Genomic DNA, 20822 nt, shown 5'->3' on the forward strand with positions numbered 1-20822 from the left:
TACGGCGGCGTCATGTCCGGCGGCGGCCGAGCAGGCTCACCGCCGTCGAGCCCGCCACGACCAGCAACGCGCCGATCCAGCCGACCATCGACATCGGCTCCGGGGCGAGCATCGCGGGCCACAGCGAATGCACCGCGGCGACCACGCCGAGGCAGAGCAGCGGCGTCATCGCCAGCACTGCGGACACGCGCGAGGCTTCCCAGTGCGCGAGCGCTTCGGCGAACGCGCCATAGGCAACCACCGTATTGAGCGCGCAGTACGCGAGCAGCATCCACTGCACGCCGTCGAGGTTCGCGAGGTGGCTCGGATGGGCGAACGGCCACAGCAGCAGCGTCGCCGCGACGTAGATCACAGCGAGGATCTGCATCGAGCCGAGCTTCACCAGCAACTGCTTCTGCGCGAGTGCGTACACCGCCCACACCACCGCGCCGAGGATGACCAGCAGCGAGCCGACGAGATAGGTGTGTGCGTCGCCATGGCCGGGCGTCGCGTCGACATGCACGAGTTGGTCACGGAAGAACAGTCCGAGTCCACCGACGAGCAGCGCCATGCCGAGCCACTGCGCGGCGCGGAAGCGCTCGCCGAACACGACGATCCCGCCCACCGCCATCAGCAGCGGCGCGAGCTGGATCAGCAACTGCGCATTGCCGGGCGAGGTGCGTCCCACGCCGAGCAGATAGAAGACGTAGTTGCCGACCAGCATCACCGCGGCGATGCCGAGCAACGTCCAGCCACGACGGCCGAGTGCGCCGAGCCCGACCAGCCGACCGCGCGCGCCGAGCCAGGCCAGCGTGAGCAGTGCCGCGACCAGGAAGCGGAACCACGTCAGCGTGAGCGGATCGAGCACCTGCAGCGTCACCTTCAGCGCGACCGGCAACGTCGCCCAGCACAGCGCGGTGACCAGGCTCAGCATCAGCCCGAGGCGGGTTCGTCCGGACGCGCGATGCAGGGTCGACATGGAAGTGTCCGGTACGGCGGCGTGCGATCCTCGCAGGCACGATGCATGCGGGCAACGTCGTGGATGGACCGCTGCATTCGGCTGAACCGCTCAGCCGCGTCGCGCCCAAGGCGAAAAAGTTAAGCGGTAGTTCAACGCGAGCGGCCGAAGCTGGCCAAATAAGTGACAGGGGTGATCGCCATGATCCGCAAACTGATTCTTCCGCTCGCCGCCACCGCGCTGCTCGCGGGCTGCGTCGCCATGCCTTACGACTACCGGTCCGACGGCCACGGCGACTACTACTACGGCTCGCCGTCGGTCGAGTACCGCTACGAAGGTGGCTGGCCGTACTCGGGCTTCGGCTATCCGGGCTACTACGGGCCGTACCGGTCGGGCTTCTCGATCTGGGGCGGCTACTACGGTGGCGGTTACCCGGGCTACTACGGCTCGCCCTATTACGGTTCGCCGTACTACGGCTATCCGCGCTACGGCTACCCGTACCACAACAGTCATCCGAACTATCCGCGTCCGAACTACCCGAACAACAACAACGGCCATCGCCCCGACGGCGGCCCCTGGCGCAATCCGGACGAGATCGTGCGTCGTCGTCGACAGGTCGATGGCGGCGGTGGTGGCGTCATGCCGATCGCGCCGCGTCCCGAGATGCCCTCGGTGAGCCGTCCGGATGTCGGCGGCGGCGTGCCGCGCATGGGCGGCCGTCGCGATGGCGATGGAACGGCGACCGGCGACGTGATCCGCCGCGCGCGTCGTGGCAGCGAAAACGAGCCCTGAAACGTGACCGCGGCGGCTTGCGATGCCGCCGCACGGGCCTCAAGCTAAACGGGCACCGTCCGCCCCCGCGGGCGGCCGCGCCGTTTCCGCCATGTCGGACCCCGGCGAGGATCTTCGGATCCCCCCTGTTCCGCCCCTCGCCGGGGGCCGGCACCCGGTCGTCGACCGGCGCACGCATCCCCCGAAAAAGGTGAAGGGCCGGACGTCCCCCGACATCCGGCCCTTCGTGCTTCCCCGCGGGCGCTTGGCCAGCCCCTGTTCCAATACCGGCCGACGCATGCGCCTGCCCCGCTGGGTGCAGTGACCATCCGTGCACGAAGCGTGCCATCGACGTGTAGACGCGGTCGCATGTCCGGAATCGGACAACTGTCACGTTCCGCGACCCGATCGGTTCAGGCGGCCCGGCCCGAATGTGACGCAGTGCGGCCAAGCGCGGCCCGGCCGGTCATGCGCTGACGTTCGCGTCGCATCCCTGTTCAGCAACTCGCCGCCTTCGCGGCTGCGCGACAATACGCAGGCATTTCGAGGCAGACGATGAGCGACTCCTTCTACCGGTTCGACGTGATCGTGGTCGGCGGTGGCCATGCCGGTACCGAGGCCGCGCTGGCGTCCGCGCGCGCCGGTGCGCGCACGCTGCTGCTCACGCATTCCATCGAGACGGTCGGCGCGATGAGCTGCAACCCGGCGATCGGCGGCATCGGCAAGGGGCATCTCGTCAAGGAGATCGATGCACTCGGTGGGGTGATGGCCCGTGCGGCCGACGCCGCCGGCATCCAATGGCGTCGCCTCAATGCGAGCAAGGGCCCCGCGGTGCGCGCGACGCGCTGCCAGGCCGATCGCTCGCTCTATCGCGCCTACATCCGTCGCGCCGTCGAGTCGCAGCCGAACCTCACGATCTTCCAGGCCGCGGTCGATGACATCGGTTTTGCCGACGGCCGCGTCGAGTCGGTGCTCACCCAGACCGGCCTGCGCTTTTTTGCGCCCGCCGTGGTGCTAACCGCCGGCACCTTCCTCGCCGGCAAGGTGCACATCGGCGCGACGACCTACGCCGCCGGCCGCGCCGGTGATCCGCCGGCAACCACGCTCGCCGCCAAGCTGCGCGAAGGCCCGTTCGTGGTCGACCGCCTGAAGACCGGCACGCCGCCGCGCATCGACGGCCGCACGCTCGACTACTCGGTAATGGACGAACAGCCCGGGGACGATCCGCGCCCGGTGATGTCGTTCATGGGGTCGACTGCCGACCACCCCGCGCAGGTCTCGTGCTGGATCACGCACACGTCCGAACGCACGCACGAGATCATTCGCGGCGCGTTGGATCGCAGCCCGCTCTACACCGGCCAGATCGAAGGCATCGGCCCGCGCTACTGCCCGTCGATCGAGGACAAGGTGGTGCGCTTCGCCGAGAAGGCGAGCCACCAGATCTTCGTCGAGCCCGAAGGGTTGGATGTCGCCGAGATCTATCCGAATGGCATCAGCACGTCGCTGCCGTTCGACGTGCAGCTGGAACTCGTGCGCAGCATCCGCGGCTTCGCGAACGCGCACATCACCCGCGCAGGTTACGCGATCGAATACGACTTCTTCGACCCGCGTGGCCTGAAGACGACGCTTGAAACGAAAGCCATCGCCGGCCTGTTCTTCGCCGGCCAGATCAACGGCACCACCGGTTACGAGGAAGCTGCGGCGCAGGGCCTGCTCGCGGGCGTCAATGCGGCGCGCTTCGTGCGCGGTGTCGACGGCTGGAGTCCGCGCCGCGACGAGGCCTATCTCGGCGTGCTCGTCGACGACCTCACCACGCACGGCACCAGTGAGCCGTACCGCATGTTCACCTCGCGCGCCGAATACCGGCTGCAGCTGCGCGAAGACAATGCGGACCTGCGACTCACGCCGGTGGGTCGCGATCTCGGCCTGGTCGACGATGACCGCTGGCAGCGTTTCGATACCAAGCGTGAAGCGATTGACCGCGAGACCGCGCGCCTGCGTTCGACCTGGGCGGCGCCGAACAATCCGCTCGGCCGCGAGATCGCCGACGCGCTCGGCATCGAGATCACCCGCGAAGCCAACGCGATCGACCTGCTGCGCCGTCCCGAACTCGACTACGCGAAGCTGATGCGCGTGCCGTCGCTCGCGCCGTCGGTGGGCGATGCCGCGGTGGCCGAGCAGGTGGAGATCGACGCGAAGTATTCGGGCTACCTCGATCGTCAACGCGAGGAGATCGAACGCGCGCGTCGTCATGAGGACACCGCGATCGCGCAGGACTTCGACTACGCGCAGGTGCGCGGCCTGTCGGCCGAAGTGCGGCAGAAGCTCGAACGCGTGCGACCGCAGACGATCGGGCAGGCGCAGCGCATTCCGGGCATGACGCCGGCGGCGATTTCGTTGCTGCTCGTGCACCTGGTGCGCGCACGTCGCGAGCGCGTCGCCTGACGCATCAGATCTCGACCGGCGCACCCATCTCGACCAGGCGATTGCCGGGGATGCGGAAGAAGTTGCTCGCCGCCGCGGCGTTGCGGTGCATGAAGGCGAACAGTGCATCGCGCCAGATCGGCATGCCGCGACGCGGCGTCGCGACCACGGTTTCGCGACTGGCGAAGTAGGTCGTGTCCATCGGGTCGAAGCAGATGGTGCTGCAGTCCACTGCGCGCATCAGCGCGAGCGGCACGTCCGGCGTTTCCATGAAACCGAAGCGCAGCGTCGCGCGATGGAAGCTGTCGCCGAGCGGCTTGATCGCGAGCCGTTGCGCCACAGGAACGAACGGCACCGGCTTGGTTTCCACGGTGAGCAGCACGTTGTGCTCGTGCAGCACGCGGTTGTGCTTGAGGTTGTGCAGCAGCGCCTTCGGCACCACCGCCGGCTGCGACGTCAGGAACACCGCGGTGCCCGGCACGCGCAACGGCGGCGCGAGCATCAGCGCATCGACGAACTGCTCGACCGCGATTCCGTCCTTTAGCACTTCGGCCTGCAGCAGCTTGCGACCACGACGCCACGTACGCAGCACCGCGAACACCAGCACACCGAGCAGCAGCGGGAACCATGCGCCGTCGAAGAACTTGGCGAGGTTGGCGCCGAGGAAGGCGAGGTCGACGCCGACGAATACCGCCACCATCGGCCAGTACAGCAGCGGCGATATCGGCGTGCGATGGCGTGTGGTGACGATGAGCAGCACGCTGGTGATCAGCATCGTGCCGGTCACCGACACGCCGTATGCGGTCGCGAGCGCGGTCGAACTGCCGAAGCCGATGACGGTCGCGATCGTGCCGATCATCAGCATCCAGTTGATTGCCGGCACGTAGATCTGGCCGTACGCGTCGCGCGAGGTATGGCGGATGCTGAGTCGCGGAAGGTAGCCGAGCTGCACGGCCTGTCGCGCCGCCGAGTACGCGCCACTGATCACCGCCTGCGACGCGATCACCGTCGCGAGCGTCGACAGCGCGATCATCGGATACAGCGCCCAAGACGGCACGCCGAGATAGAACGGGTTATCGATCGCCTTGGGATGCGCAAGCACCAGCGCGCCCTGGCCGAGGTAGTTGAGCGTCAACGCCGGCAGTACCACCAGCGTCCATGCCCACTGGATGGGCCGGCGGCCGAAGTGGCCCATGTCGGCATACAACGCCTCGCCACCGGTGACGGCCAGCACCACCGCGCCGAGGATGAAGAAGCCGTGCGCGCCGTGCGTCCCGAAAAAGCGCACCGCCCATATCGGATTCAGCGCGGACAGCACCTGCGGATGCAGCGCGATGCCGCGTATGCCGATGACACCGAGCGCGGCGAACCACACGAGGATCACCGGGCCGAATGCCTTGCCGACCGCATCGGTGCCGAACCGCTGCGACGCGAACAGCACGACGAGCACCGCGATGGTGATCGGCAGCACCCAGTGCGACAGCGCGGGCGCCGCGACTTCCAGCCCTTCGATCGCCGACAGCACCGAGATCGCCGGCGTCAGCACGCCATCGCCGAAGAACAGCGCCGCGCCGAACACGCCGAGCAGGCCGACCACGTAGATGCCGCGCGTGCCCGTGAGCGTGCGCTCGGCCAGCGCCGACAGCGCCATGATGCCGCCCTCGCCGTCGTTGTCGGCGCGCATGATCACGCCGACGTACTTCGCGGTGATCACGATCATCAGCGACCAGAACACCAGCGAGAGCAGGCCGAGCATGGTCGGCGCGTCAGGCGTCAGGCCGTAGTGCGGCAGGAACGCTTCCTTGATCGTGTACAGCGGGCTGGTGCCGATGTCGCCGAACACGACGCCGAGCGCGCCGAGCGCGAGCGTGCCGAAGCGTCCCTGCGGTGCATGGGCCGGAGCAGACGGGGTATCGATGCGCACGAGGCGCTCCACGATGAGCGGGGCGCGCAGTGTCTGCCCGGGCCGCGTAAAGCCGAAAGGCCGATGCCCGCACCGGCGCGTAAATTCCGCATAAATTCGGCCGTATCACTGCGCGCAGTGCGGCGGCGCAGCGACAATGACGCAAGCCCGAGACCGACCGACGTGAGCCCGCCCGCCCTCGCACGCCCGCAACGCCCCATCACCGCCTACCTGCTTGCGGTGGCCGGCAGCGTGGCCGCGGTGTTGACTGCGCAGCTGCTGCAGCGCTGGCTCGGCGTCAACGATCTCTCGCTGGTCTTCATGCTCGCGGTTCTGGTGGTCGCCTCGCGTACGCGCACCGGTCCCGCGGCGCTCACCGCGGTGCTGTGTTTCCTCGCCTACAACTTCTTCTTCATCGAGCCGCGCTACACGCTCTACATCGGCGCTTCGCACAGCGTGGCCACGGTGCTGGCGTTCCTCGCCGCGGCGCTGCTCGCCGCACGCCTGGCGACGCGACTATCGGAACAGATCGAGGCGATGGCCGAAGCGCAACGCCATGGTGCGGCGCGACAGGCACTCGGACACCAGCTCGCCGTCGCGGCCGACGAATCGGACGTGGTGCGCGCCGCGCATGATGGTTTCCGGCACGCGCTCGATGCCGAAGCATGGCTGCGTCTCGATGGTCATGCGCGTCACGAGTCCGTCGAAGACCAGGGCTGGTGGATGCTGCCGCTGCGCACGCCCGACCGCGTGCTCGGTACGCTTGGCCTGAAACTGCCCGACGGCCTGCCGCGACTGGAGCCGGGCGAACGCGACGTCGCCCGCGCGATGGCCGACGACATCACGCAGGCATTGCTGCGCACCCGGCTCGTCGCCGAACTCGAAGCGCAACGTGTCGCCGCGGAAACCGAGCGTCTGCGCAGCGGGCTGCTCGCGTCCGTATCGCACGACTTGCGCACGCCGCTGGCGTCCATCATCGGCGCCGCCGAAACGCTCGAAGCCTGGGGCGACGACATGGCCGACGACGACCGCGGCGCACTGCTGGCCACCGTGCGCGAGGAAGGCCTGCGGCTGGATCGCTACATCCAGAACCTACTCGACATGACGCGGCTCGGGCACGGCGTCGAGCCAGTGCGCGACTGGTTCGGACTCGACGAACTCATCGGCGCCGCGATCGCACGCGTGCAGCGGCACCGTCCGCATGCGCGCGTGGACGTTGACACCGAGCCGTCGTTGCCGCCCGTGTTCGTGCAGGGCGTGTTGATCGAGCAGGCGCTCTACAACGTGATCGACAATGCGCTGAAGTTCGGTGGCGACCGCAACACCGTCGAGGTCGACCTACGTCGCAACGACAACTCATTCGACATCGCCATCCGCGACCACGGCCCCGGCATTCCCGAAGCCGAACGCGAGCGCGTGTTCGAGATGTTCCATCGCATCGAACGCGGCGATCGCGGGCCGTCTGGCACGGGGCTCGGCCTCGCGATCGCGCGCGCGATCGTGCTCGCGCACGAAGGCACGATCGCGATCGAACCCGCCGCGGACGGCGGCGCCTGCGTACGCATCACGCTGCCAGCGGGCGACGCCGCATGATCGACACCCCGCCCGCGCGCGTACTCGTGATCGACGACGAGCCGCAGATCCGTCGCTTCCTCGACATCTCGCTGCGCACGCAGGGTTACGTCGTGATGGCGGCGGCGACCGCGGACGAAGGCCTCGCGCAACTCGCCACCGAAGGCGCCGACCTCGTCATCCTCGATCTCGGCCTGCCCGATCGCGATGGCATCGATGCACTGCGCGAACTGCGGCAGTGGTCGAGCGTGCCGGTGATGGTGCTGACCGCGCGCAGCGACGAGGACGAGAAAGTCGCGGTGCTCGACGCCGGCGCCAATGACTACGTCACCAAGCCGTTCGGCATTCGCGAACTGATGGCGCGGCTGCGTGCATTGCGTCGCACGCAGGCGACGGTCGATGGGGAGCCCGCGGTGTACGACGACGGCGAACTGCGCGTCGATCCACTGCGACGCGAAGTGACCATGCAGGGCCGCGCGCTCGCACTGACCCGCAAGGAATACGTGCTGCTCTCACTGCTGGTGCGCCATGCCGGCCGCGTGGTGACCCAGCCGCAATTGCTGCGCGAGGTGTGGGGCCCGACGCATCAGGACGACACGCACTACCTGCGCATTCTTGTCGGCAAGCTGCGACAGAAGCTCGGCGACGACGCCACGCATCCGCGCTGGATCGCGACCGAACCCGGCGTCGGCCTGCGTTTTCTCGGGCGCGGCTGATCGCAATCGGCACAAACGAAAACGCCCGCCATAAGGCGGGCGCTGTACATCGATATCGCGAAACAGTTACTGCAGCGAAGCGCGCGGCGGCGACTGCTCGGAACCGACCTGACCCTGCTGCTTCTTGATCAGTTCAATCTGCTCGGCGCCCATCTGCATCAGTTCCTTCTTGCGCGCGGCCATCTGCGTGCCGAGTTCGTCGAGCTGCTCGCGGCTCAGCACCTGGCGCGCCGTCTTGAACATGTCGGTCTCTTCTTCCTTGGCGTGGTGCTCGATGAGCTCCTTCAGCACCTTCGCGCGACCGCTGAAACGATCGCTGGTGACGTCGGTGGCGAGCAGGTCGGGCAGCACGAGTTCACCGGCGGCGCGATGTTCCTCGAGCGCCTCGAACACGGTGGCTTCGTCGTCGCCTTCGCCGACCGCTTCCTTGAACGCCGGGTAGAAGATTTCTTCTTCGATCTGCGTGTGCACGTCCAGCTCGAGGCGGATCTGCTCCAGGAGCTGCGTGCGGGTCTTCTCGGCGCGCTTGGTGGTGTCGGTCAACTGGGACAGAAGGCCACGCACCTTCTCGTGGTCGGCCTTGAGGAGTTCGATGGCATTCATGCGGTCACCCGGTCGGTGGAGGAGAGGTAGGCCTGCGACGATGCCAGCGGCCCTGTGAGGCCAGCGTCAGACGTGCTTGACGATCCACTCCACCACGCGTTCGTGATAGTCGACGCGGTGTGATGGTTTGCCGCTGCCGGCCAGCGAATGCGTGCCGCCGGGGTACACGACCATCATGCAGTTCTCGTGTCCCGCGCGTATCAGGTTCGCGAACATCTCCTCCGATTGTCCGACCGGACAACGCTGGTCGTCCTGCCCGTTGAGCATCAGCATCGCCGCGCTCGTATCGGTGACATGGTCGATCGGCGACAGCCGCGCATAACGATCGTGGGCTTCGAAGAGATTGGCGTTCATCGCATACGGCGTGACGTAATACCCGGTGTCCGAGTTGCCGCCGTGCGATTGCAGGTTCGCAACCGGTGCACTCACGACCGCGGCCTTGAAGCGTTCCGTCGTCGTTGCCGCCCACGCACTCAGGTAACCGCCGTACGACTTGCCGTAACAGCCGAGCGCGTCGTTGATCGTGCCTTCGTTGCGCAAGGTGTCGATGATGGCTTCGACCTGCGGCATGTCGTACTCGCCCCAGTGGCCGCACAGCCTGCGTGCGAACTCCGGGCTGTAACTGCCCGAGCCCACGGGGTTCGGCGCGATCACCGCGTAACCCTTCGCCAGCAGCGGGTACCAGTACACGTGGCTCGCGAAGTCGAGCAGCGTCACGCTCTCCGGCCCGCCGTGGAACTCGAGCAACGCAGGGAACGGGCCGTCGCCCTTCGGCGGCAGCATGACCCACGCTTCGACACGCTCGGTGCCGCCCTTCGCATCCGGCACGTCGAACCAGCGCTTGCGCACGCGCGGACGCAGCCGCTTGGAGAACCAGCCGCGGTTGAACGAGGTCAGGCGACGTTCGTTGCCACCGTCCCAGTCGACGCGGTAGGTCTCGTCGAGCTGTCGTATCGACGCCGCCACGAACACCAGACCGTCGCCGCTGTCGGACAGCGCGGTGACATGCCGCAGGCGTCGCGCGACGGAGGTGAGCTCACCGCTGTCGACATGCAGCACCGCGATCTCGAACATGCCGCGGCGCGATGCGATGGTCGCGATGCGATCGCCATCGGGATGCCAGACGATGGACGCGCCTTCGAGCTGCAACTCATCGCCCTTAGGACAGTCGCGACGACCGCTTTCGATGTCGTGGATGTAGAGCTGCACCAGCGACTCGCCTTCGATGCGGCCGGCACCGAACGCGATGCGGCGGCCGTCGGGGGAGAACTTCAGGCCGCTGATCGAATAGAGATCGGTGACGATGCGATGCGCATCGGCTCCTTCGCCATCGGCCAGCCACAGATCGCTCTGGTGACGCTGCATGCCCTCGCGCTTGCGCGAGTAGGCGAGATGCTTGCCGTCCGGTGACCACGCGGCATCCGACACGTCGAAGTCACCCTCGACCAGCGGCGTGATCTCGCCGCTTTCCGCATCGACGGACACCAGCCGCGTACGCGAACCAACCTTGGTGCCGGATCCATCAAGCTTGTAGGGCAGGTAGCGCACGACGATCGGACGGTCCTTCGCCTTCGGGTCGTCGCGCTCGTCTTCTTTCCACTGCACGCTCTGCAGTGCGAGCAGCCGTTTCTGATCCTTAGACCACGCGAGAACGCTCGATATCGAATCCTTGGTATCGGTAAGCGCGCTGGCTTCGCCGCCTTCAAATTCGATGACGTAGATCTGCGAACCCTTCTTCGGATCGCGCTGGCTGACGAACGCCGCGCGCGTGCCATCGTGCGACACAACAATGGACCGCGCGTCGAACTCGGGCGCGGTCAGCCGCTTCGTACTGCGGCCGCCATCGTGTTGGGTATCGAGCAGCCACGCCGTCGATCGATAACCGCCGCTGCGTTTGGCACGCGACATGACGACGACGGCGCGCGTCGAGTTCGGGGTTCCGCTCAGGTCCTGCAGATGGCGATGGCGATAGATGTCGTCGGGCGTAACGGGTCGCATACGCAGTGGCAAATCTCGGGATGGATAAAAAAGAACGCCCCGGCGATAGCCAGGGCGCGGGTAGACGCTGACGGCCGCGGGAAGCGGCCGTCGTGGTCATGCTTAGCGGCGCTGGTCGCGGTTCTGCTCGTTGTTGTTCTGCTGCGAGCCACCTTCGCGGCGCTGCTCGTTGTTCTGCTGCGAGCTGCCTTCGCGGCGCTGCTCGTTGTTGTTGTTCTGGTTGTTCTGGCCTTCGCGGCGCTGTTCGTTGTTCTGGTTGTTCTGGCTCATTGGTCTGCTCCTGTGGGGGATTAGATGGGCCGGTCGGTGCCGGCCCTTTAGCATTTCAGTGGCGCCGCCCTCGGCGTCCTCGCGTCGTTGCGTTCGTCGTTTGTTGCGTACAGTTGACCGGAATCACGGTTAGCGTCGCGTGCAATTCAGGTCGTCGCCGCGTCACGACGAGCAGCAGTGCTGAAGCGTTAAACGATGTGGATACTGCGTCAGTGCCGCACATGCGCAATGACTTCGAGCTCCTCCGCAAGCCAGCTGCGCACGCGCGCTTCATGCCGCTGTTCGTTGGCGAGTGCATTGCGGAACTCGGTGACGAGTTCGTCCTGGCCGAAGCCGTCGAGCAGTTCGATCAGCAGTTCCCACGATGCGTTGTCGATGAGTTCGGCCGCCAGCAGCACCTCGAGCGCCTGCGCGAATGTCGTGCGCGGATCGTTGATCGCCTGCAGCAGGCCCATGCCCTGTACGCCGGTGATATCGGCGCACGGCGTCTGCACCGTGCTGTCGCCACCGAGCCGCTCGATCGACTGCGCGAGCAGTGCGAAGTGCGAGGCCTCGTCGTCGCGGATTTCCTGTAGCGCGTTGATGCTCATGTCGCCCGGCAGGCGATCGACCAGTGCCGCCTTGCGCAGCGCCGCGTCGTACAGGCGCACGCCGCTGCGCTCGAACGCAGCGCGCTCGCCGAGCTTGTCGAGCAGCACGTGCATGCGATGGCCGGTGAGCGCTTGCGCCGCAGCGCCGACGACACCTTTCACCGACGTCGGCGGCGGCACCGAGCCGACGCTTTCACCGTCGGTCACGTACTCGGCGCGAAGTTCATCGGCGCTGATCGGCGGGCGGCCGACGTCCAGCTGATAGTTCTGCATCTCGCGCAGTTCGCCCGCGTCGATGGGCGAAGCCTTGATGCCGGTGCGGTTCTTTCCAAGCGTGATATCGGGTTGCATGTGGAGTCCTCGATCGTCAGGCGGCGCGCGACAACGGCGCGGCGAGTTCGGTGCCCGGGCGGTAGACGTAGCCTTCGGCCACGGCTTCGGTCGGCGAGCCCTGCGAATTCATGTGCTCGCGATAGGCGATGGACGCTTCGCTCTCCGTTCCGTCCTGCTGGTATTCGGCGCCGATGACGCGGTAGTCGACCTCGCGGGTCAGCACGTCGCGCACGTAGTCGCGCTGGCTGGCGAATGGAATCGGATCCGGCAGCGATTCGCCGAGCAATTCGGCCGGATCACGACGCGCCACCTGCTTGAACAGTTCCATCACCGCCTGCAGCTGGCCCATCTCGTAGTCGAGGAAGCGTTCCCAGATCGCCTTGATGCGCGGGTTGGTTTCCTGCTGTACGCAGCCGTAGTAGTTGTAGACCTCCATCAGCTCGTGCATGAGCCACTGCTCCATCCACGTCTGGTCGGGGTCGATGATCGATTCGTACTGGGTGACGTGCTGTTCCTCGATCGATGCGATCTCCGCGTAGAGCAAGCGGGCGACCGGGTCGGTGAACAGCGGCCCGACATTCATGTAGTAGTTGTGGGTCTGCTGCTCGCTGGCCATGATCGTCAGCGCATGCAGCTTCGACAGCGGATGCGCGGTCTTCGCATCTATCGGCGTGCGCAGGTCATCTTCCGGGTCGCGGTGTTCGACGATGGTCGGGCGGCCGGGAAGGATGTCGGTGTAGCACTGCAGGATGTTGTTCGCGTCCTTGCCTTCCAGCCGGTCGAGCATCGCGCTGTAGCGATACATATGGTCGAAGTCTTCGAGTAGACCGAAGCGATAGGTCTGCGCGAGATACTCGTCCGGCTCGCGCTGCGCGACCGCCGCAGTGACTTCGATCGCTACCTGCTCGTACGCGATGGTGGTTTCCAGTGGCGAATGATCCGCACCGATCAGCCAGTTGATCATGGTCGCCTGGTGCTGCTCGACGCGACGGATCTTCGCGAGCGGCAGTCGCAGATCGCGATTCATGCGCGCGCACATGTGCGAGAAGCGATTGGCTTCCAGCTCAAGCCCGTTCATGAGGATGATGCGCACGCGCGTAAATGCGTCGTCGTCGAGTTTGCTGATCGGCGTCTGCACAAGCTCGCGCCAGGTGAATCGCTGCCGGTCGATCGGACAGCCCTTGATGTCGTTGAGGCTCAATGCCATCGCAACGCACTCCTGATGGATGGTGGTGCCGCATCCATCGCAATGAGCGTGCCAGCGTGCGAATCGCATGCATGTCGTGCGAACGCCTTCGAAGCGACCGCCCGTCGGCGTGCAATTCGTGCGGTGGTGCGCAGCGGCCATGCCTTCACGAGCCGTCGCCCTGAACGGGGGTAGCGTCGCCGTCCGGCCCACACACGGGTCCATGCTCCGAACCGCTACGTCGCAGCATCCCCACGAATGGAGACGTCCGCATGAACGCCAAAACCCCTCTCGCACTCGCAGCCGCCGCGCTGGTGATGCTCGCGACCACCGCGTGCAATCGCAACGCCGATACCGCCGGTGGCACCAACAACACGCCGGCGCCGACGACCGACACGGCAGCGAACGACGCCACCAACAGCGGCACCACCGCTGCCGGCACGCCGACCGCAACGCCGCCCGCCGATACCGCTGCTACGCCGCCGGCCACGCCGCCGAGCCAGGGCGAAGCGCTCGCCCTGCTCAACGTCGTCAACGATCACGAGATCAAGACGGCCGAGCAGGCGAAGAGCAAGAAGGTCACCGGCGACGTGCTCGCGTATGCGAACCAGATGCAGACCGAGCACGGCAAGAACATGTCGGACACCAAGAAGCTGCTCGACAAGAACGGTGGCGCACCTGCCGACACGCCGGCGATCACCGACATGAAGAGCAAGGGTGACGCCGAGACGCAGCAGCTCGCCGCGCTCGACGGCGATGCATACGCGAAGGCCTACATCGACGCGATGGTCACCGACCACCAGGACGCGTTGAACAAGCTCGACACGATGCTGATCCCGGCCGCCACCGACGACGCCGTCAAGAAGCACCTGCAGATGACGCGCGATCACGTGCAGCAGCATCTGGACAAGGCCAAGGCCCTGCAGGCCAAGCAGGGTGGTTCGACCACGCCCGCCGGCGCCTGATCCATCGCACGGCAATCAACAGGACCCGCGCTTCGGCGCGGGTCTTTTTCGTTAGGTCACATGAATTTCGTTGCTGAATGCGCTCAGGCATCACGCAGGTTTACGGCGCACCGGCGACGCTGACACGGCTCGCAGAGGACTCCGCCATGACGCGTTCACCATCATCCGATCACGCGTCGCCCGCATCGAACGCCGGCGACGACGAACGCACATCGAACGAGAAGGATCGCGGCGAGCGCCTGCACGACGCGGCCGACCGCGACGTCGAAAGTGGACGCAACAGCGGACGCGCATCCGACGATACGCGTCAGTCGCCGTAAAAACGTCTAGCCGTTTCCGCCGTCCGCGCGCGGCGTGCCTTCGGGTGCGGTTTCGGTGCGTGGCTCGGCGAGCGGATCCCGGCGCAAGTCGCGCTCGTGGCCGTCGTTCGGCGGCGTCAGCACCGCGCCCTGGCCGGGCTGGTCGTGGCGATCATCAGGTTTACGCAGCTCGCCGCGCTCGAAGCGCACTTCCTCGTCGTTCGGATCGTCGCCATGCAACTTGGTCATCGCCGTACTCCGCGAACAGGACAGCGCGACGCTAGCGCGCCTGCCGCTGCCGGCGCGTGAGCATCACTTTTCCTTGCGGTAGTTCAGCGACGCGCGGTTTTCCACCGTGCTCGATTCGAAGGTGAAGTCGACGCCGCGACGGATCAGGTACTTCAGCGTCAGCACCTGCCCGGAACCGAACAGCGATACGCCGTAGCCGACATACAGGCGCGGCGACAGGTACTTGCCGATGCCGATCACGCTGCCGCCGAGCGTGCGGCTCTGGCTCACGCCCGCATCGTCGAGGCCGAGCCGCGCGCCAAGCTGCGAAGCGAGCAGGCTGCCACCCGCCGACAACGCCGCGCTCGCCGCACTGATCTGGTCGCCCTGTTCGCCGCCCACCGTCGGCAACGCACGGCCGAGCGCGAGATACGACAACGCCTCGGACTGCGTACCGCCGTCGCTCGACCACACGTTCGCGCGCGGCCGCGACGCACGACCGGTGACATCGATGCCTGCGGTGACGCCGCCGACATCGCGCTCGGCGCGCACGTCGAGGATCGGATCGCCGATGTCGCCGCCCTGCCAGACCAGATGCCCGCGGGTGACGTCGAGCTTCTGCCCGTACGCGACGTAGCGACCGCTCACATCCATCTGCCCGCGTGCCGACGTGCCGCTGCCCGGCGACTGCCGCACCTGCACGCGCCCGGTCAGCTTGCCGTCCAGGCCGAAGCCCTGCAGGCGAACGTCGTTGCCGGCGACCAGTGCGAGATCGAGCGCGAGCGGCGTCTTGACCTCGGCCTTCGCATCGACCGGATCGAGCACGACGACATCGGGCGACGCGCTCACGGGGCCGTCGAGACGCTCGAGCATCAGCAGCGCGGACGGCACGACCACGGTGCCGGTGACGGTGATCGGCTGGCCCGCCGACGTGCGCACCTGCACGTCGGGATTGGCGACCGCGCGCAGTTCGCGGGTGTTCGCGACCTGCACGTTCGTGCCGCGCAGGTTGAGCTGCAGCGGCGCGCCGGTGTCGCGCCAGCCGAGGCGGCCGTCGATGTTCAGCACGCCATCGCCGGAGCGCACATGACCATTGATGCGCGCATTGCCGTCGGGCCCGGCGTCGAGCGTGGCCACGCCCTGCGTCAGGTTGAGCCCAAGCGCCGGCATCTCGGTGGTGAAGCCGGTGAGTTGCGCATGCCCGCCCAGTGCCGGCGCGAGTCGTGTGCCGCCCAGCGTGATGCGACCTGTCACGTGTCCGCGCGGGTCGACGATGTCGGGCGAGAACAGCTCCATCCAGGTGAGCTCGTCGGTGTCGACGCTGACATCGCCCGACAGCGGCGCGTATGCCGCCCAGCCGCTGCTGACGTGGCCCTGTATGCGGCCGCGATCGAACAGGCCGGAGTTGAGGTCGACCTGCAGCCGCTGCGGATCGAACACAACGCGCGCATCCAGTGCACGCCAACGCAGCACTTCGTACGCTTGCGTGGCATCGAGCCGGAAACCGCCCTGCGGCGACGTCACGTGCGCAGTGCCGCGCCATGAGGCACCGGCACGACGCACCTGCGCCTGCGCGTCGACGCTGCCACTGACCAGCCACGGCGTGCCGCCCGCGCGCGCCGGCAGGTAGCCCGTGATCAGCGTCAGCGGCAGGCCGCGCGCGGTGATGTCGGCGCCGCGACGCGGCCAGTCCGCATTGCCGCAGAGCTCGCCGCCGGCGGACGACCTCAGGCACGTGGCATCCACCGCGATCGCACCGCTGCCGAAGCGCACCTGTGTCGCACGCGACAACTGCCATGCGGCACCGCGTGTCGGCGAGAGTTGCAGCGTCGCGATGTTCGCCTGCCACTGCGCGCCGACGTGACGCAGCGCGCCCGCGACGGTCGCGCCACCGAAATCGCCATGCGCATTCGCGCGCAGCTGCAGCGCTTCGACCGCGCCGCGTGCATCGGCATCGAGCGCGTCCAGCGGCATGCCGAGCTGCAGCCCGCTGCCGTGCACGGTGAGCGCACCCGGGGCACCGCCCGCGTGCCAGGGCAGTCGGCCCTTCGCGACGAGCGTCGTCGCGCGATAACCCGCGAACGCGACGTCGCGACCGTCGAGATCGGCCGCCACGTCGGGCGCAGTGCGCGGGCCGGTGACGCGCAAGGTGCCGCGTACCACGCCGCGCGCGTCGGGCAGCAGATCGGCGAGTTGCACCGGCGAAAGCCTGGCGTCGATATCGAGTCGATCGCCGATGCGGCCGCGTGCATCGAGACGACTCGTGCCGGCGGTGAGCTGCACCTCGCCGTCGACATCGCTGCCGCGCAGGTGCGCCTTGCCGTGACCAGCCAGCGCGCGACCGCGCAGCGTGCCGCCGATGCGCGGCACGTCGAAGGTCGCATCGAGAACGCCGGCATGCCCCGGTGTTCCGGCCGAGCGCGACCCGCGCGTGTGCAGCGATGCATCCACGGCGCCCGGCCACCCCGCGACGAGGAACGACGGATCGAAGCGCTGCAGCTGCACGTTCGCGTCCCAGCGCGCGAGCGGCGCGAAACCTGCGCTGCCCTGTGCGAGCAGGCGGCCGCCGCCGACATTCAATGCCGCGACGCCGCGATACAGCCCGTCGTCGAGTGCGACATGCGCGCTGCCACCCATGCGACGCGCGCGCAGCGTGCCGCCAAGTTGCGGGACATCGATCACCGCGTGCAGCGCGCCGGCGTCGTCGCGATGGCCTGTCGTTGCGATCGCGCCATGCAGCGCACCGCTCCACGCGGGTGCGAAATAGCCGGGGTCGAAACCCGCCAGCTGCGCGTGCAGGTTCCAGTCGAGCAGCGGCCGTGCGGTGATGCGGCCGTTCGCATCGAGCACGCCGGTTGGCATGCGCGCCTGCAGTCGCTGCAACGTAAGTTCGGTCTGGCGCCCTGTTCCCGCGAGCGTGAGCTGCGCATTGCGACCGTCGCGCGACAGCGTGCTGCGTCCGTTGACCGTCCACGCGGACTGCGTGCCGACGATCGCGAGATCCGCATCGGCGGCGACCTGCGACGTGCCTTCGCCCCAACGCAGTCCGCGTGCGGCGACGGTGTAGTCGACACGCGCATTGCGACGCTCGCCGAAATCACCACGCCCGCGCACCACCACACGTCCGCCGAGCAGCTCGACATCCAGTGGCGCGAATGCGAGCACCTGCTGTTCCAGATGCAGCGTCGACGGATGCACGACGATGCGCGTGTCGCCGCTGACGACGGCGCCCTGCAGCGTGCCGTCGCCACCGACGCCGTGCGCGTCGAAATCGATGTCGGTGGTCTTCGGCGGATCGGCGGGCGTTCCGGACAGCGCGGCGGTGTCGATGCCATGTGCGTTCGCCCGCAGCAGCCAGCGTGGACGATCGGCGCCGCGCAAAGTCAGTGTCGCGCGCACCGGGCCCGGCGCCGCGCCGGCGAGTGCGACATCCATCGCGTCGAGATCCCCACGTGCGACGAAGCCCAGGCGCAACGGCGTGCGCGAATTCTTGACCGGCACCAGCGCGGTCGCGATCAGGTCGGTGCGGTAGCGCTCGACCGGCGCATACGTGCCGTTCAACGCGAAGTGCCCGCGATCGCTGTCGATGTCGACGTGCGACACGGTGAGCTTGCCGGTCGCTGCGTCGAGCCCACCCCGCACGCGACGGATGTCGATCAGCGGCGTGGCCTGGCGCGTGACGCGCAGCCCGTCGATGCGGATGTCGTCCGCCTGCAACGACAACGGCGGCGCGATCTGCGGCAGCGAATCGGGCCAGCGCGGCAGTTCGAACGGTTTGTCGCTGGGCGGAAGATCGAGCGTCGCACTTTCGATTCGCATCGCGTCCAGGCGCAGGCGTCGGCCGAGTAGCGGACGCAACGCCGGATCGATGGTGACGCTCTGCGCGGCGAACGCGAGCTTCTTCCAGCGAAAGCGCACGTCGTGCAAGGTCATCGGGCCGGATGCCGGGCCCTCCGCATCCTTCCATTCCAGCGATGCATCGGCGGGAAGCCGCGACTTGATCTGCGCGAGCAACAGGTCGCGACCGGCGATCGTCGTCAGCAACCAGTATGCGAACGCGACCACCGCGACCAGCAGCACGCCGGTGGAGATCGCGCTGCGGATGCCGAGCTTGCGCAGGCGCGCATGGCGCTTCGCACGCAGCTCGCGGATGCGCGCCTCGCGTTCCTCGGGCGTCGGTTCGCGCGGGTCGCGCGGCGGTGCGTCGGGCAGCGGGCTCATAGTTCCGCTCCCAGCGAGAGATAGATCTGTATCGGCGAGTCCGGTGAGTTGAGGCCGTGCGCGATGTCGACGCGCACCGGGCCAACCGGCGACTTCCAGCGCACGCCGACACCGACGCCGGTGTGCAGGTCGGGCTTGTCGTTGAACGCGCTACCGGTGTCGACGAAACCGGCGACGCCCCAGCTGTCGTTGAGGTAGTGCTCGAACTCCGCGCTCGCCGTCACTACTTTTTCAGCGCCGACGGCGAAGCGCCGACCGGGCGGACCGATGCGCGGGCCGACTTCGCGCCAGCCGTAACCGCGGATGCTGCGCTCGCCGCCCGCATGGAAACGCAGGCTCGGCGGCAGCAGGTCGGTGGGCGTGTCGCTCCACGTCTGCCCGAGTTCGCCGCGTGTGATCAGGCGATTGCGCGGGCCGAGGCCGTGATACAAGCTGAGCGCCGCATGCGCCTGCACGAACAGCACGCCGCTCACGCCTTCCGCCGTGCCGCGGCCGCCGCGCAGGAACGCGCTGGCGCCGTAACCGCGACGCGGCATCAGGCGGTCGTCGACATCGACATAGCTCGCGTCGATCTGCGGATACACGAACGAGGCGTAGCGATAGTCCGGCGGTGTCGACGGGTCGCCATCGTCTTCCGCCTCGTAGGCCCAGCGCTCGCGCAACACATGCGCACCGACCACCGCATCGAAATGACGATTGATGCGCCCGCTGCGGCTCGCGATGAATTCCAGGCGGCGATCGTCGATGAAGTCGGTCTGCTCGTCCGCGCCCTGCAGCGCGACGGTGTACCAGCCGTCGACCCAGGCGAATGCGGGAATGCGGTACTGCAGCGTCACCGTCTTGCGGCGCTGCGCGTAGTCGAGGTCGACCATCGCCTTGTGCCCGCGACTGTTGAGCCAGCGACGATCCATGCCCAGGTGCACGCCCGCGCCGCTGTCGGAGCCATAGCTCAGGCCCACCGTGTACACGCTGCGCTTGGCCGGCGTCAGCGTGACGTCGATCGGCACTTCGCGATCGACTGCTTTTTCCGGGCGCGCCGCGACGTCGATGCCGGAGAAATAGTCGAGGCGCTGCAGCGATTCGCGCAGGCGCTCGATGCGCGCCTGTTGATAGGGCGCGCCCGGTTCCCAGCGCACCATCTTGTGCAGCAGCGAGTCGTTGACGATGGTCTTCGGCGTCTGCGTGAACGTCACCGCGCCCATGCGGTAGCGCTCGCCGCTCGCCCACAGCAGGTCGATGTTCGCGTCACCGGTCGCGCGCGCGACTTCGACGCGATGCGTGGTGAGGTCGGCATCGAAATAACCACGCTCGGCCAGCGTGCGCGACACGCGCGACTTGCTCGCCTCGTACGCGGTGTGATCGAGCACTTCGCCCACGACCGGGCGGAATGCTTCGAGTTGCGTGCGCACGGCATCGTCCTTCGATGCTTCGCCTTCCACGCGCACCGACTCGCGGCCGATCTTGACCGGCGAGCCCAGCGTCACGTCGACGCGCACTACCTCACCGTCGCGACTCACCTTCACCGTCGGCGAGTAATAGCCGAACGGTTCCAGCGCGGCGCGCGTCTCGGGTTCGACCTGTTCGATGAGATACGCGAGCCGGCGATCACCGAGATCGGTGCCGGTTTCGTCGTTGAGGGTGAGCGACTCGACGACGTTCGTCGTCATCACCTCGTCTAGCCCATGCACTTCGACGCGCGCGACGCGTGCCGCCCATGCCGGGAAACACGCGCCGAACGCGAGGAGTAGGACGATTACGGCGCGTCGGCCGCGCGGACGGGTCGGCATCGGCTCAGGATAGCGACGG

The 20822-nt window shown here is 67.6% G+C and carries 16 protein-coding genes; 6 read left to right on the forward strand and 10 right to left on the reverse strand.

Translation table 11 applies throughout. The features are described from left to right. Positions 1–10 precede the first annotated feature (10 nt). Positions 11–958 (reverse strand): DMT family transporter, encoded by a 948-nt coding sequence (locus tag ACVWWW_RS01190; RefSeq protein ID WP_036142164.1) that lies wholly within the window; start codon positions 956–958, stop codon positions 11–13. Positions 959–1138: 180 nt separating this feature from the next. On the opposite strand from ACVWWW_RS01190, the gene ACVWWW_RS01195 reads away from it, so the two are divergent. Continuing rightward, positions 1139–1729, forward strand: a complete 591-nt coding sequence (locus ACVWWW_RS01195) for a hypothetical protein (RefSeq protein ID WP_051235351.1) — start codon at positions 1139–1141, stop codon at positions 1727–1729. A gap of 534 nt (positions 1730–2263) precedes the next feature. Beyond that, positions 2264–4153, forward strand: coding sequence for a tRNA uridine-5-carboxymethylaminomethyl(34) synthesis enzyme MnmG (gene mnmG, locus ACVWWW_RS01200; protein ID WP_027083607.1), 1890 nt, complete (start codon positions 2264–2266; stop codon positions 4151–4153). A gap of 4 nt (positions 4154–4157) precedes the next feature. On the opposite strand, the gene ACVWWW_RS01205 is transcribed toward mnmG, so the two are convergent. Continuing rightward, positions 4158–6056 (reverse strand): potassium transporter Kup, encoded by a 1899-nt coding sequence (locus ACVWWW_RS01205; RefSeq protein WP_027083606.1) that lies wholly within the window; start codon positions 6054–6056, stop codon positions 4158–4160. Between the two features lie 162 nt (positions 6057–6218). On the opposite strand from ACVWWW_RS01205, the gene ACVWWW_RS01210 reads away from it, so the two are divergent. Next, complete coding sequence (locus tag ACVWWW_RS01210; RefSeq protein WP_196804387.1) at positions 6219–7628, forward strand: ATP-binding protein; 1410 nt, start codon at positions 6219–6221, stop codon at positions 7626–7628. Then, entirely contained in the window at positions 7625–8323 is a 699-nt protein-coding gene (locus ACVWWW_RS01215; RefSeq protein ID WP_027083604.1) for a response regulator, read from the forward strand. The genes ACVWWW_RS01210 and ACVWWW_RS01215 overlap by 4 nt, the downstream gene beginning before the upstream one ends. A gap of 66 nt (positions 8324–8389) precedes the next feature. Here the strand turns inward: ACVWWW_RS01215 and ACVWWW_RS01220 are convergent, their stop codons facing one another. The 5 genes from ACVWWW_RS01220 to ACVWWW_RS01240 form a co-directional block, all read right to left on the reverse strand. Beyond that, on the reverse strand, positions 8390–8926 hold the full coding sequence (locus ACVWWW_RS01220; RefSeq protein WP_081672186.1) for a hemerythrin domain-containing protein: 537 nt from the start codon (positions 8924–8926) through the stop codon (positions 8390–8392). Positions 8927–8992: 66 nt separating this feature from the next. Beyond that, complete coding sequence (locus ACVWWW_RS01225; RefSeq protein ID WP_051235347.1) at positions 8993–10924, reverse strand: alpha/beta hydrolase family protein; 1932 nt, start codon at positions 10922–10924, stop codon at positions 8993–8995. A gap of 102 nt (positions 10925–11026) precedes the next feature. After that, entirely contained in the window at positions 11027–11194 is a 168-nt protein-coding gene (locus tag ACVWWW_RS01230) for a hypothetical protein (RefSeq protein ID WP_155914376.1), read from the reverse strand. Between the two features lie 209 nt (positions 11195–11403). Next, positions 11404–12135, reverse strand: a complete 732-nt coding sequence (locus tag ACVWWW_RS01235; RefSeq protein ID WP_027083603.1) for a ferritin-like domain-containing protein — start codon at positions 12133–12135, stop codon at positions 11404–11406. A 16-nt stretch (positions 12136–12151) separates the two neighbouring features. Beyond that, the gene (locus ACVWWW_RS01240; RefSeq protein ID WP_027083602.1) at positions 12152–13324 is read right to left on the reverse strand and encodes a hypothetical protein; all 1173 of its coding nucleotides are present in this window, start codon (positions 13322–13324) and stop codon (positions 12152–12154) included. A 251-nt stretch (positions 13325–13575) separates the two neighbouring features. Between ACVWWW_RS01240 and ACVWWW_RS01245 the strand changes: the two genes are divergently transcribed. Beyond that, a complete protein-coding gene (locus ACVWWW_RS01245) occupies positions 13576–14268 on the forward strand; it encodes a DUF4142 domain-containing protein (RefSeq protein ID WP_051235344.1) in 693 nt (230 codons plus the stop codon). Positions 14269–14414: 146 nt separating this feature from the next. Further along, positions 14415–14588, forward strand: a complete 174-nt coding sequence (locus ACVWWW_RS01250) for a hypothetical protein (RefSeq protein ID WP_155914374.1) — start codon at positions 14415–14417, stop codon at positions 14586–14588. 6 nt (positions 14589–14594) lie between these two features. On the opposite strand, the gene ACVWWW_RS01255 is transcribed toward ACVWWW_RS01250, so the two are convergent. From ACVWWW_RS01255 to ACVWWW_RS01265, 3 genes are all read right to left on the reverse strand, one after another. Beyond that, complete coding sequence (locus ACVWWW_RS01255; RefSeq protein WP_027083600.1) at positions 14595–14816, reverse strand: hypothetical protein; 222 nt, start codon at positions 14814–14816, stop codon at positions 14595–14597. A 63-nt stretch (positions 14817–14879) separates the two neighbouring features. Further along, positions 14880–19016 (reverse strand): translocation/assembly module TamB domain-containing protein, encoded by a 4137-nt coding sequence (locus ACVWWW_RS01260; RefSeq protein ID WP_051235342.1) that lies wholly within the window; start codon positions 19014–19016, stop codon positions 14880–14882. Then, positions 19013–20683, reverse strand: coding sequence for an autotransporter assembly complex protein TamA (locus tag ACVWWW_RS01265; protein ID WP_456998617.1), 1671 nt, complete (start codon positions 20681–20683; stop codon positions 19013–19015). Before ACVWWW_RS01265 ends, ACVWWW_RS01260 begins: the two co-directional genes overlap by 4 nt. Between the last annotated feature and the right edge of the window lie 139 nt (positions 20684–20822).

This window comes from Lysobacter sp. HA18 (genome assembly GCF_054057595.1).

Coding starts and splice junctions, on each gene's coding strand:
- ACVWWW_RS01190 (WP_036142164.1), bottom strand. CDS start 958: ATGTCGACCCTGCATCGCGCGTCCGGACGAACCCGCCTCGGGCTGATG.
- ACVWWW_RS01250 (WP_155914374.1), top strand. CDS start 14,415: ATGACGCGTTCACCATCATCCGATCACGCGTCGCCCGCATCGAACGCC.
- ACVWWW_RS01235 (WP_027083603.1), bottom strand. CDS start 12,135: ATGCAACCCGATATCACGCTTGGAAAGAACCGCACCGGCATCAAGGCT.
- ACVWWW_RS01255 (WP_027083600.1), bottom strand. CDS start 14,816: ATGACCAAGTTGCATGGCGACGATCCGAACGACGAGGAAGTGCGCTTC.
- ACVWWW_RS01240 (WP_027083602.1), bottom strand. CDS start 13,324: ATGGCATTGAGCCTCAACGACATCAAGGGCTGTCCGATCGACCGGCAG.
- ACVWWW_RS01245 (WP_051235344.1), top strand. CDS start 13,576: ATGAACGCCAAAACCCCTCTCGCACTCGCAGCCGCCGCGCTGGTGATG.
- ACVWWW_RS01230 (WP_155914376.1), bottom strand. CDS start 11,194: ATGAGCCAGAACAACCAGAACAACGAACAGCGCCGCGAAGGCCAGAAC.
- ACVWWW_RS01220 (WP_081672186.1), bottom strand. CDS start 8,926: ATGAATGCCATCGAACTCCTCAAGGCCGACCACGAGAAGGTGCGTGGC.
- ACVWWW_RS01260 (WP_051235342.1), bottom strand. CDS start 19,016: ATGAGCCCGCTGCCCGACGCACCGCCGCGCGACCCGCGCGAACCGACG.
- mnmG (WP_027083607.1), top strand. CDS start 2,264: ATGAGCGACTCCTTCTACCGGTTCGACGTGATCGTGGTCGGCGGTGGC.
- ACVWWW_RS01225 (WP_051235347.1), bottom strand. CDS start 10,924: ATGCGACCCGTTACGCCCGACGACATCTATCGCCATCGCCATCTGCAG.
- ACVWWW_RS01195 (WP_051235351.1), top strand. CDS start 1,139: ATGATCCGCAAACTGATTCTTCCGCTCGCCGCCACCGCGCTGCTCGCG.
- ACVWWW_RS01215 (WP_027083604.1), top strand. CDS start 7,625: ATGATCGACACCCCGCCCGCGCGCGTACTCGTGATCGACGACGAGCCG.
- ACVWWW_RS01265 (WP_456998617.1), bottom strand. CDS start 20,683: ATGACGACGAACGTCGTCGAGTCGCTCACCCTCAACGACGAAACCGGC.